The sequence below is a fragment of the Bacillus sp. JJ1562 genome, from assembly GCF_036962705.1.
GTDB lineage: Bacteria > Bacillota > Bacilli > Bacillales > Bacillaceae_L > Ferdinandcohnia.
The window spans coordinates 13,802-26,410 of record NZ_JBALOQ010000015.1; the positions used below are offsets into that span (position 1 = coordinate 13,802).

The following is a 12,609-nucleotide window of genomic DNA, read 5'->3' on the forward strand; positions in this document are numbered from 1 at the left end:
TTGTGTCCTCCATCCGTATATCGAGAATTGTGAAGGAAACGAAGGTGGAAGGTCCTGGGGTGCGTTACTGTATCTGGGTACAAGGATGCCCGATTCACTGCGAAGGTTGTTTTAATCCAAACACCTGGTCTTTTGATGGCGGAACTATCATGACGATTGAGGAAATTTTCCATGATATCGAAGGTGTATTGAAGAAAAATCCAGAACTTGAAGGGGTTACCTTTTTAGGGGGAGAGCCTTTTAGCCAAGCCCATCCTCTTAGCATCCTCGCAAGTCGTGTGAAAGAATTGGGTCTATCCATTGTGACATTTACAGGTTATGAGTATGAAAAAATAAAGAACGCTAATAATCCGGTTTGGAACGCTCTATTGGAGCAAACGGATTTATTAATCGATGGACCGTATATTCAAAGTCAGCATGATCTCAGCCGGCCTTGGATTGGATCTAAAAATCAGCAATATCGGTTTTTAAGCGATTTCTATCAACATCTTGAACAATATTTACAAACGATAAGCAATAAGCTAGAAATTCGAATCCATCCGAATGGTACGATTTCAGCAAATGGAATGGCAGAGCCTCTCGATTTGCAGATGCTTTATCAGCTTGGATTCATAGGAACGAAGGTAGAACAGTGAGGGATGTAGGAATCAAAAGTGAAATTTTATCCTGAAAATAAGGAGGTGGGAAAGGTGTTTAAGAGTCACGCAAACCGAGGAAAAGGCTGGGAATGGCTCCAAAGTTGGTGGATGATATTCGTGCTCGCGCCTTTTGGAGTATTGACCTTTTTTTCCTTTTTCTATGTGGGCTTTAGGGTACGAAATGTAAAGTGGATATTATATGCGCTTATTTACCTTGGGGCTTTTATTTTTGCAATGACAAATACGGATAGTGGTATAGGGGCTTTGGTTGCCATTTCCTCATGGATAATAGCTATTGTCCATGTCATCCGAATCCGTTCTGTCTTTTTAATTCAATTAGAGGTCATAAAAGAGATGGAACATGAAAAGAATGAAAAGATTCGTGAAGAGGCAAAAAGGCGATTGGCGAAGAGGAAGGAATTCCAATCGGAGCAGCGAGTGAAACAAACTGCAGACAAAGAAGCAGAACCAAAAACGGCTCCAAAGATTGAGCCAGATACAAAAACACCCCCAATCCCTGAAGTTGAAAAAATGGATCTCAACACAGCAACCAAAGAGGAAATTGCATCGATTCCTGCGATTGGCCTTATTTTAGCGAAACGAATCGTCGCAGTGCGTCAAGAGATCGGGGGATACCAATCGTTTGAACAATTTGTACAAACAATCGGCATCAAGCAGCATACCGCTGAAAAAATCAAACACCGTGTGGAATTTTCCCAAACAGAAAAATCCGCACTTCCATATCAATCGGGAAGGCGCGTGGATTTCTAACAAAAGTAAAGGCAGGTCACTGTAGTGAAAACTAGAAATCAATCGAAAACAAAAGAGATATTAGCCAATTTATTAAAAGCACGTTTTCCTTATTTATATATCCAAACGTGGGAAGAGGATCGGGTCTTATCGCTCATTCGTTCCGTCGCACATGATGTGGCGTTGATCAAAACAACAAGAGAAGTATTAACCTGGAGAGTGACAACGGGAGTCGTTGATGGGAATGGTCAAGCAAAAAGTGATACAAAGGCGCCATTAAAAGCATTGGAATTTATTGAAAAATATGATCGGCCATGCATTGTGGTTTTACAGGATTTTCATGTGTACTTTGGCGGTCAGGGAAAACTTGCGGATTTTCAAGTGATTCGAAAATTAAGAGATATGCTAAATTCTATCAAGCGTAGCGTTCACCCCATCAATGTCATTTTTACTTCTCCATTTTTATTACTACCCGAAGATTTACAAAAAGATATCACAATCGTGGATTTTGAGCTGCCAACGTTTGAGGAGATCATGAAAGTTCTTGATGAGATGATTTATGTCAATGAACAAAGTGGCAGAATTCAAATTTCCTTAACGGATGAAGAGAAGGAACGCTTAGCAAAAGCTGCACTAGGCTTAACACTTTCGGAAGCGGAAAATGCGTTTGCGCGGGCAATGGTCGAAGATGGAAATCTGGCTATTGATGATCTAGAGGTTATTTTAGAAGAAAAAGAACAAATCATTAAAAAGTCAGGAATCTTGGAATTTATCACAAGTGAAGTAAGGATGGAAGACGTTGGCGGATTAGAAAATCTTAAACGCTGGCTATCCAAACGAAATAAATCCTGGTTGGACTCAGCAAGAAAGTATGGTCTTCCTGCACCAAAAGGGGTCCTTATTACTGGTGTGCCAGGGTGTGGTAAAAGTTTAATTAGTAAATCAATTAGCTCTATGTGGCAGCTTCCGCTGTTACGATTAGATATGGGAAGTATTTTTAGCGGGATTGTTGGCAGCAGTGAAGAAAATATGCGAAAGGCCATTAAAACGGCAGAAGCGATTTCTCCGTCGATTCTATGGATCGATGAGATTGAAAAAGGATTTAGCGGCATCACGAGTGCAGGAGATAGTGGGACATCGTCACGCATTTTTGGGCAATTTTTGACCTGGATGCAAGAAAAAACGAGTCCGGTCTTTGTGATTGCGACCGCCAATAATATTTCTAGCCTTCCTCCTGAACTAATGCGAAAAGGCCGATTTGATGAAATCTTTTTCGCTGATCTCCCGACATTGCGTGAACGGAAGGAAATTTTAAAGGTCCATATGAAGAAACGCTTAATAAACCCTGATGTCATTGGAACTTTTGAATTAAATGATGAAGTGTTAGAGAGCTTGGCGATAAAATGTGAAGGTTTTGTGGGAGCGGAAATTGAACAGCTTGTCATTGATGCCCTTTTCGAAGCTTTTGCAGATGATCGCTCGATTATACTAAAGGATTTTGAGAGGGCGATTGAAAACACAGTTCCATTGTCCGTGACCCAAGCAGAGCATATTCGAGCCATTCGTGATTGGGCAAATGTTCGTGCGGTAGCCGCAACTCCTAAAGAGGACCGTGAAAACTATATCGGTGTTCCTGTGTTAGCTGCAACTGATGGTGGGGACAAAGCACCTGAACATACTCAAGATGATGTTCGGTTTAACCGAGGCGGACGAACAATTGACTTTTAGGGAGGTACCAATTTGGAACAGAAAATTCAAGTGCGGATTTTCCCTGATGGCCGAATTGAAGCGGAGACCAAGGGGATTAAGGGCGAAAAATGTACGAATTATATTCAATTGATTGAAGAACTTCTTCGTGCTGAAACGGTGGAATCTACTTATACAGAGGAATTTTATGAAACAGAACAGGTTCGTATTCAACAAACGCAGCATAATAAGTTGGAGAATAAATGATCATTGAAATCAAGGAGCTGTCCAAGAGAGATGGCTCCCTGATTTTTACTTTTACAGGGAGGAATTTTCCGATGTCGGTATCCTTAACGTTGATTCCTGTCGCCCTCGCGATGAGGGTAGTGATGGGAAAAGAAGGTTTTAATGATTTTGTAAAATCAAATGAAATTCTAAAAAAAGCAAATTTTACTAGTGAGCGGGATCTAATTGTGACCGTCAAGAAATGTGGCTACGATGCGGAAAAATGGGGTGGGATGATTAAAACCCATTTTCGGGGTGAAAAGGAATTTTTCTTCTGGGAGTTCAGAGATGGTGCGTGGTATGCGATTTTTTCTTCTTATGATCCGCCAAGTAGGATTAAGGAATTTATGAAAAATATTGATGTACGTTCTGGACGTAATATTTTTGGAGGAGAAGTTGAGACTTCCACGATCCAAAAGCCGCTAAATCTAACTTTTCCAACCAATTTTCGCGACAAGTCGTTATTAAAACAAGTGCTACTCGATAATGGAATACAGCCGATTGAGTTAGAGAATGGACAAATAAGGTGTGATTTGGCGGGTGCGAACATGACCTTTAAGCAGGGAAGTCCAGATAGTATGATTGTAGTGGAGCTTTCATCAGAGGTGAACATGCAGACAGTCTTTCGTCATCTTTCAGTAGTAGATGATGAATATAAAAGGTATATTCAAAATGAGGTTTACCAGCATTTACTGCAGAAGGTGGAAGAGAAAGGATTGAAGATTGAGCAGGAACAGGTGCTAGAAGACCACTCTATTGTCGTAACGTTAAATATCCAGAGGTGATCATTGGGTGAGCTTAGTTAAGGACTTATTGAGTATTTGTGATGCCTATGTTTCTAGGGCCTGGTATGTCGGTGAGGCAATTTCACAGAAAAAGTTAAATAGGATGATATCTGAATTTCCAATCCCACCTGAAGATGAAGTGCTTGCGGTTTTGGATGGTACCGTCTTTGGCTCTTGTAAGTACGGATTTGCCGTCTGCAAGAATGGACTATATGTGAACCAGGATTGGACAGCAACTGTCAGAAAAGGGTATCTTTCATGGGATGATTTTGTCAATGCAGAAATTGTTGCACATGGGAAATATGAGGTCGATGTGAGTTCTTCCCTTGTCGTGAATTTTGCTGTAAGTGGTATAAAACAGGAGGAATTAATTGCCCTGTTGAAACATCTTCAGTCGTATTTTGTTGAACTTTCAAATCAAACAGGAGAAAAGCGCGAGGCGAATCCCCCATCCTTGCCTGTGGATGAGCCAAATAGTGAAAAATGGATGTTAGCCATTGAAGGAGAGCAATACGGGCCCTATTCCACTGGAATGGTAAAAGAAATGATTAGCAGTGGTCAGGTGAAAGCTGAGGTTACGTATGGGTGGAAGCAAGGGATGGAACAATGGCGGTTTTTACATAGTTTAAGTGATTTCGGGCAGCAGACGTCTGCGCCTATGACCCCTCCGCCACTTCCTGGAATGACCACGACCGAAACGACTGAAGTGGAAAATGAAAATGTAGGTTTTGTCCGTCCACAGGAGGGAACGTTGGATCTTAACACCGCTACTGTTGAGGATTTATTATCTCTCCCAGGGATTGATTTGAAAGTAGCCGAAAAGTTTATCGAGGAAAGAACCAAGAGAACCGGGTTTACTCATTTTCATGAAGTAAGAAAAGTCATGAACCTGCAGCCCCACCAATTCGAACAAATTCGTAAATCCACTACTTTACAACCATTGCGTTCAAATGTTGTGGGGAGGGGACGGGTGATTGATTTTTGATTCCGGGGATAATGGCAATTATACTGACGAGGTTAACCTCCTTCCTACATTAAGATACTCGATTCTATCAAGCAAAATGACATACGAACGAATATTCAAGTAAACAGTTGTTTAAGAACACTTTAGGAAATGTTACTATTAATAAACTGCTAATGAAAGGATGGTTATGTAATGCGTTTAAAGGGAAAAAAAATTATCGGTCTTATTCATCACGACTTTGAAGATCTTGAACTATGGTACCCGGTTTTGAGGCTTAGAGAAGAAGGTGCTATTGTTGATCTTGTTGGTGAAGAAGCGAAGCAGAAATATATAGGGAAGTACGGTGTCCCTGCCGTTTCCGAATTTGCGTATGGTGATATAAAAGCAGAGGATTATGATGCCATTTTAGTACCGGGAGGATGGGCACCAGATAAAATTCGTAGGTTTCCTGAAGTATTATCTATGCTTCAGCAAATGAACGATGCCGAAAAGCCAATCGGACAGATTTGTCATGCAGGCTGGGTATTGATCTCAGCTAAGATTTTGGAAGGGAAAAAAGTTACGAGTACTCCAGGAATTAAGGATGACATGGAAAATGCAGGTGCGGTTTGGTATGACGAACCTGTTGTGACCGATGGACATCTTATTTCAAGCCGCCGTCCACCAGACCTACCAGATTACATGAGGGAATTTATTAATGTTTTAGCACAAAAATAATAATGAGTGTACAGATAAAGTTTGTAAGTATTAAAGTAATTAAGGAGATATGTCCTTTTGAGGTGCCTGTAATTTTACTGGCACCATTTTTTTGCTCGGCTCGTTTTACCGAGCCCCTTCGGAATCTCTACTGATATCTTGTCACAATGACCCCATCTAGGTTATTCCCAGAAATCTCATATTGAGAAAAGATTGGTTCTACGATTTCAAGTGTTTCTGAAACAGGGTGGTAGGAGATGTAGTAGTCTTTTTCGTCAACAGTTGTCATCACGGTCTTTTCCTTTTTTAGATAATCTATGTATTCCTCCAACACGAAATTCTTTTCCCTCATAAGCACACTATGGGGCAAACCCACATAGCGAAAGTGCCAAGGCTCATATTCAATTCCGGTAATGTCTGTTTTGTCCTTTGGATACCGTAGAATAAACCCGTATTTCCAAGCGTTTTCTTCCATCCATTTTCCTTCAGGTGCACTTTCCATTTTCATCAATATCGAACCAACATCAATTGATAAGCCTAGATTATGTTCACTATACCCCGGTGGCAAAGCGTAACTAGGTCCCATCTCTTTATAGAGCTTTGCTTGTTGTTCAAAGTCACGAAACCCACTATTCACAGAAAAGTGAACTAACCCATCCTTTTTCGCAGCCTCCATCATCTTTGAGAATTCAAGTCCAGCTTCCTTTGATAGAGAAATAGAATCAATGCTTGTCCCGAATTGTTTCCCCATTTCCGCTATTGTAGATAATGGTACAATATCTTCTTTTATACTAATTTGTTTAATCGGAAAGGTATTGTTGACTAATAGCAAGTCTCCTTGAAAAATCTGCTTCTCGTTAATATCGATAGTTTTGATTTTCTTTACTGGAGGCTCTCTTTTAATCATATTGGCAACGATTTTTAATTCAGACTGTGTTTCTCCATGTTGCTGAAGGAATGGATTAGAAACCACAAAAACAACAGCAATGAGCGTGATCAAGACCGCCAGCAATATCCACTTTTTCATCCGTTGCAATTTTTTCGCCACCTTTACTTGCATCTGAAGCTTCGGTATTTCTTTTCTTACAAAAGACATGTGAGCTTTTAGTATCGACTGTATGATTATCTTACATTTTTATTATATTCGTTACTATAGTAGAAACTCAGATTATTTAATCTATATTTTGCGTATTTTTATCCAATCAGCCTCACGGAGTATCTTGCGCACAAATCTGTTCGAAATCACGCAGAGGTTCCCCAGTAATATCCGTAATCCGTCTCCTTTGGTAAAATAGGGATACAAAACAATGAAAAACACGGAAATTTGAGCGCTATTTCTAAAATGAGAATGGTGAGGATTGCAAGTAGAGCATCTACTAATTAGTAGTAACGAGATATTAGGATTAGAAAGGATGGGATAAAGTGATGTTAGAATTTTCAAACCTTGGGGCAACGAATCTTACCCTCGAGGAGCAGATCAAAAGGTGGAAGGCAATTGTTCACTCTATAAATGATGGTGTCCTTGTCATTGATCATGAGGGAATTGTTCGACTGGTTAACCCAGAGTATTTAAAAATTACAGGGACCACTCCTGATATGATCGGAAAGCCGTTAAGAGAATCTCGTCCTGGTGCCCAATTACCTGAAACAATAGTCGAACGAAAAGGTAGGGTAGGAGTTTATCGGAAAACAGGGAATCGAGAATATATTGTAGATATGGCACCGATTATTGTAAATGATCAAGTCATCGGTGCGGTATCTGTTTGTAAGAGCCTGACCGAAGTACATAAGCTAACCCAAGAATTAAAACAAAAAGGGGAGAAATTAAATCAGCTTCAAGAGAAGATGAATTCTCTTCATAAAGCAAACTATACGTTTAAGCAAATCATCGGCAAAAATAGGGGCCTTAAGGATGTAGTGTATGTGGCTGAAAGAGTTGCCGAATCAGATTTAGCGATTCTAATTACAGGTGAAAGTGGGACGGGAAAAGAGCTGTTTGCTCAAGCAATACATAATGAAAGCCGACGAAAAAATCGACCGTTTGTCCCTGTCAATTGTGCTGCGATTCCATCTTCCCTATTGGAAAGCGAATTATTTGGTTATGGGGAAGGTGCTTTTACAAATGCAAGAAAGGGAGGAAAAATCGGCCTATTTGAAATGGCGAACAAGGGAACGATATTCCTGGATGAAATCGGGGATATGTCATATGATCTTCAGGCTAAGTTGTTAAGGGTTTTACAAGAAAGAAAGATTCGCAGAGTCGGAGAAACAAATGAACGGAGTATAGATGTAAGAATTATCGCTGCAACCCACCGTGATTTGCAGCAACTTGTTAAAAAGAACCGCTTTCGTGAGGATTTATTTTATCGGCTGAATGTCATCAGACTACAAATTCCCCCACTACGTGAAAGAAAGGAAGATATACCTGAATTGGTGGATTCATTCCTACATTCATCGATCATGAATTTGTCGTTAGATCATTTGCCTTCTGACTATACAATCGACAGGAATACCTTAAGGTTTATACAAACCTATGAATGGCCAGGCAATGTCCGCGAATTAAAAAATATGATTGATTATGCCTCTTGTATGGTCGAGGGAACAGAAATCAAAATGGAGCATCTGCCTAATATCATTACAAAAAACCGTATCGACCTTAAGGATTCGAATGAAAATGGCGCAAATAAAACTTTACGAGAAGCCATGGAAGAAGCCGAAATGAGATTCATTCAAGAAACTATAAAAAGATTTGGGGCTGGCGTAGAAGAAAAGAAAAAGGCAGCTAATGCATTAGGGGTTTCATTGGCTACCTTATATAACAAGATGAAGCGTTATAATATAGATTTCTAAATATTTAGAATAGGAACTTGATATTTCTAAAATGTTAGAAATGTAGAGAACTCATTGTAGTAGCAGTATTTTTATGAGTGAACTCCCTTTTTTTGTTCTAAATAATTAGAAAATTGTGTAATTAATTTGACGATAGATTATCGAAAAGGAATAACACTTTCTTTTTTAAATTCTGCCAGAAAGGCTTGAATCATCAGGTTTTTTGCAGAATGGATCAACCTTTACCCTTTCAAAAGATGCTTTTGGCACGCGTCTTGCATCGTTAAGGTTGTAAGACTAAAAGTTTAAAAGAAAAAGGAGGGGAAAAAAAGCAAGAAGATTTTTTGATTGATAAAGGTAACAAAGGGGAAGTGAACAAAAGGAATCTGGGGGGATTAAATGTTAACATTATTAGGATATTTAACGATTGGGACTTTTCTATTTTTAATTATGACAAAGAGGCTTTCAGTGATTGTTTCCCTTGTTCTTGTACCAGTTGTTTTTGGGCTTATCGGTGGATTTGGCACAGAACTAGGACCGATGATGCTTGAAGGTGTTCAAAAGGTTGCACCAACAGGGATCATGGTCGCTTTTGCGGTATTATACTTTGGATTAATGATGGACGCGGGGTTATTTAATCCGATGATTTCAGGAATGATTAAAATCGTGAAAGGAGATCCGCTGAAGATTGTAGTCGGAACAGCCATTGTTACGATGCTAGTTGCATTGGATGGAGATGGTGCATCAACATTTATGATAACGATTTCAGCGTTCCTACCAATTTATAAGAAACTCAGAATGAACCCTCTTGTTTTATCAGGTGTAGTTGCATTAGGTGCAGGTGTCATGAATATTGCACCGTGGGGAGGCCCAACAGCGAGAGCGATGAGCGTACTAGAAGCAGATTCAACTCAATTATTTAATCCCGTCCTGCCCGCCATGTTTGCAGGGATCATCTGGGTATTGTTTTCAGCATTTTGGCTTGGGAAAAAAGAGCGTGAAAGACTGGGGATTATCGATTTAAAAGGGGAGCATAAAGAATTCTTGAACGAACATGCGGTTGCCCTTGAAGGAAGAAGAAATTATCTTTTTTGGTTTAATTTGTTGCTAACCATTTTGCTTCTCGTTGGACTAGTCATGTCATGGTTGCCGATGCCAGTTTTATTTATCGTAGCATTTGTGATTGCATTGCTTGTTAACTATCCAAATGTAGAAGAGCAACAAGAAAGACTATCCAGTCATGCAGGCAATGTTGTATTGGTGTCTTCGATGATCTTTGCCGCAGGTATTTTTACAGGGATTTTAACTGGGACAAAGATGGTCGACGCTATGGCAACTTCTTTAGTTTCAGTTATTCCTGATCATACCGCTGGCTTTTTACCTTTATTGGTAGCGCTCACAAGTATGCCGCTTAGCTTTGTGTTTACTCCAGATTCATATTACTTTGGCGTACTGCCAATCATCTCTGAAACAGCTGTGAATTTTGGAATTGACCCAATTGAAATTGGGCGTGCAGCAATCCTTGGCCAAATGACGACAGGATTTCCATTAAGTCCTCTAACAGCATCTACCTTTATTCTTGTAGGAATGACTGGGGTCAATTTAGGTGATCATCAAAAGTTTATTTTTAAATGGGCATTTGGAACAACAATTGTGATGACCATTATTGCATTAATTACAGGAGCTATATCAATTTGAGGTGACAGAAATGATTAGAATTGGGTCAGGAGCAGGATTTTCAGGAGACCGATTAGAACCAGCTGTACTCTTAGCCGAAAAAGGAAATCTAGATTATTTAGTATTGGAATGTCTTGCAGAACGCACGATTGCATTGGCGCAAAAGCGAAAGCTAAATAATCCATTAGTGGGCTACGACCCGTTATTAGAAAAGAGATTGGAATTACTTTTACCTGTCATTAGTAAAAACAAGGTAAGATTAATTACCAATATGGGGGCAGCTAATCCAGTAGGAGCTGCTGAAAAAGTGGTAGAAATGGCTAAAAATCTAGGTATTCACGTAAAAGTGGCGGCTGTAACTGGAGATGATGTCCTTTCACAGATTCAATTGCATGAAAAGACTTTAGAGGCTCATACCCCATTGTCTTCTTATGGGACATTAATTTCAGCCAATGCCTACCTTGGAGTAGAAGCCATTTTACCAGCATTAGAGACAGGTGCGGATATCATTATTACTGGTCGTGTTGCGGATCCGTCGTTATTCGTTGCGCCAATGGTCCATCATTTTGGATGGTCATTAGATGATGTGAATCGAATCTCACAAGGGACAGTAGTGGGACATTTGTTGGAATGTGGAGGGCAAATTTGTGGGGGCTATTTTGCCGACCCAGGGAAAAAGGATGTACCGGACTTTGCTCATTTAGGTTTTCCATTTGCAGATGTGGCATCAGATGGTACTGCCGTCATCAGTAAGATTGAAGCGACTGGAGGAAGGATCTCATTGGCGACCGCCAAAGAGCAGCTTTTGTATGAAGTAACCAATCCGAATGAATACATCACTCCCGATGTCATTGCCGATTTTACAACGGTTCGGCTTGAGGAGATTGCAACAAACAGTATTAAAGTTTCTGGCTGTAAGGGGAAGGCCAAACCAAGTTCATTGAAAGTAAGTGTAGGTTACCATGCTGGTTTCCTTGGTGAAGGAGAGATTTCCTATGCGGGAGCCAATGCCATAAAGAGGGCAGAACTCGCAGGAGAAGTTCTACATGAACGGTTAAAGGAAGAATTCTCACAGCTTCGAATGGATTATATTGGTTGTTCATCTGTTCATCGAACAACCTTCGGATCGTTTGAAGAACCGTATGAGGTTCGGCTTCGTATAGCAGGTAAAGCAGAAACGATGGAAAAGGCGGAAAGGATTGGAGAAGAGGTAGAAGCATTGTACACGAATGGTCCCGCAGGTGGGGGAGGAGCACGTAAATACACGAATGAGGTGGTTGGGATTGTCTCTATTTTAATGCCACGAAAAAATATAAAAGCGTCTGTCACCATAAGGGAGAGTTTGAAAAATGAAGAAAAAATTATATGAACTAGCCCATAGCCGTGCAGGAGATAAAGGAAATACGCTCATTCTCTCTCTCATTCCATATGATGAAAAAGATTACGATCTGTTATGTGAAAAAGTAACCGCTGAAAAAGTAAAAGAACATTTAAAAGACGTTGTCGATGGTGACATTATCCGTTATCAAGTTCCAAATATATCAGCACTTCAGTTTGTTTGTCATCAAGCATTGCTTGGAGGAGTCACTACTTCAATAAGTATGGATACCCATGGAAAAAGCTTAAGCTATGCTTTGCTAGAAATGGAGATTGGGTGACAAGGGGGGCGGTTCAACCGTTCCCCATTTTTTTCTTCAGGACATCATTTATCAAAGCTATATCTTTATGGAACGCATTTTCGAAAAAAGAATTTCAAGAATTGAAGGGAAATCTAGTAAACAGATATTCAAATTATCGTTTTCAATAACGTCGGATTGCATTCATACCAGTGCTTTAACCGCTTTCCTGTATTTCTCGGCGTGAAAGTTTTGTTGTTAATTTACTAACTAGGGCCTTGCTCTAGGTAACAATCCCCAAAAGCTTTAAGTATTTTTATTAATTCTTCTTTTGTAAACTCTATTTCGTTAAAGGTGGCCTTTTCTTTTACCTCTTCCCACTGATCGCCATATACTAAAGGTCTTTCAAATAGCTTCCCATCTTTATATAGGAAACGTTGAAGTTCAAATCTTTCCAATTGGTGTAGCTCTCCTTCTTCTGTGCAATAGTGTTATTGTCCATTTTTGTGAAGTCGTTACAGTGTGCTGCTGTGCGCCTTTTTTTATTTAGGATATATTGTTCATGTGTTAGCTGCAAGCCCCAGTTAATCCAGTTTGTTCGATAAATATGCAGTTTCACCTGCGTCTTATTTCAATATGATGAACTCTTTGTTTTTTACATTGCTTTCTCATCTATTACAACT

The 12,609-nt window shown here is 39.9% G+C and carries 13 protein-coding genes; 11 read left to right on the top strand and 2 right to left on the bottom strand.

All coding sequences use genetic code 11. The features are described from left to right. The first annotated feature begins 44 nt into the window (after positions 1-44). From V7097_RS09370 to V7097_RS09400, 7 genes are all read left to right on the top strand, one after another. On the top strand, positions 45-635 hold the full coding sequence (locus tag V7097_RS09370) for a 4Fe-4S single cluster domain-containing protein (protein ID WP_335703413.1): 591 nt from the start codon (positions 45-47) through the stop codon (positions 633-635). 54 nt (positions 636-689) lie between these two features. Then, positions 690-1,409, top strand: a complete 720-nt coding sequence (locus V7097_RS09375) for a ComEA family DNA-binding protein (RefSeq protein ID WP_335703341.1) — start codon at positions 690-692, stop codon at positions 1,407-1,409. A 24-nt stretch (positions 1,410-1,433) separates the two neighbouring features. Continuing rightward, positions 1,434-3,116: an AAA family ATPase gene (locus V7097_RS09380; RefSeq protein ID WP_335703342.1), complete on the top strand. Its 1,683-nt coding sequence runs from the start codon at positions 1,434-1,436 to the stop codon at positions 3,114-3,116. A gap of 12 nt (positions 3,117-3,128) precedes the next feature. Next, positions 3,129-3,341: a DUF2997 domain-containing protein gene (locus V7097_RS09385; RefSeq protein WP_335703343.1), complete on the top strand. Its 213-nt coding sequence runs from the start codon at positions 3,129-3,131 to the stop codon at positions 3,339-3,341. A gap of 71 nt (positions 3,342-3,412) precedes the next feature. Beyond that, positions 3,413-4,144: a hypothetical protein gene (locus tag V7097_RS09390; RefSeq protein WP_335703344.1), complete on the top strand. Its 732-nt coding sequence runs from the start codon at positions 3,413-3,415 to the stop codon at positions 4,142-4,144. Between the two features lie 7 nt (positions 4,145-4,151). After that, a complete protein-coding gene (locus V7097_RS09395) occupies positions 4,152-5,129 on the top strand; it encodes a helix-hairpin-helix domain-containing protein (RefSeq protein WP_335703345.1) in 978 nt (325 codons plus the stop codon). A gap of 171 nt (positions 5,130-5,300) precedes the next feature. Continuing rightward, positions 5,301-5,825 (top strand): type 1 glutamine amidotransferase domain-containing protein, encoded by a 525-nt coding sequence (locus V7097_RS09400; protein WP_335703346.1) that lies wholly within the window; start codon positions 5,301-5,303, stop codon positions 5,823-5,825. A 127-nt stretch (positions 5,826-5,952) separates the two neighbouring features. Here the strand turns inward: V7097_RS09400 and V7097_RS09405 are convergent, their stop codons facing one another. Further along, a complete protein-coding gene (locus V7097_RS09405; RefSeq protein WP_335703414.1) occupies positions 5,953-6,831 on the bottom strand; it encodes a M15 family metallopeptidase in 879 nt (292 codons plus the stop codon). Positions 6,832-7,229: 398 nt separating this feature from the next. Here V7097_RS09405 and V7097_RS09410 point away from each other — a divergent pair, with 398 nt between their 5' ends. The 4 genes from V7097_RS09410 to V7097_RS09425 all read left to right on the top strand — a co-directional run bounded on the left by V7097_RS09410 (position 7,230) and on the right by V7097_RS09425 (position 11,968). After that, on the top strand, positions 7,230-8,654 hold the full coding sequence (locus V7097_RS09410; RefSeq protein WP_335703415.1) for a sigma-54 interaction domain-containing protein: 1,425 nt from the start codon (positions 7,230-7,232) through the stop codon (positions 8,652-8,654). Between the two features lie 378 nt (positions 8,655-9,032). Beyond that, positions 9,033-10,331, top strand: coding sequence for a CitMHS family transporter (locus V7097_RS09415; RefSeq protein ID WP_335703347.1), 1,299 nt, complete (start codon positions 9,033-9,035; stop codon positions 10,329-10,331). Positions 10,332-10,341: 10 nt separating this feature from the next. Continuing rightward, a complete protein-coding gene (locus V7097_RS09420) occupies positions 10,342-11,679 on the top strand; it encodes an acyclic terpene utilization AtuA family protein (protein ID WP_335703348.1) in 1,338 nt (445 codons plus the stop codon). Next, positions 11,660-11,968, top strand: coding sequence for an AtuA-related protein (locus tag V7097_RS09425; protein WP_335703349.1), 309 nt, complete (start codon positions 11,660-11,662; stop codon positions 11,966-11,968). Before V7097_RS09420 ends, V7097_RS09425 begins: the two co-directional genes overlap by 20 nt. Positions 11,969-12,192: 224 nt before the next feature. Here the strand turns inward: V7097_RS09425 and V7097_RS09430 are convergent, their stop codons facing one another. Then, positions 12,193-12,384, bottom strand: coding sequence for a hypothetical protein (locus V7097_RS09430; RefSeq protein ID WP_335703350.1), 192 nt, complete (start codon positions 12,382-12,384; stop codon positions 12,193-12,195). Positions 12,385-12,609: the final 225 nt, after the last annotated feature.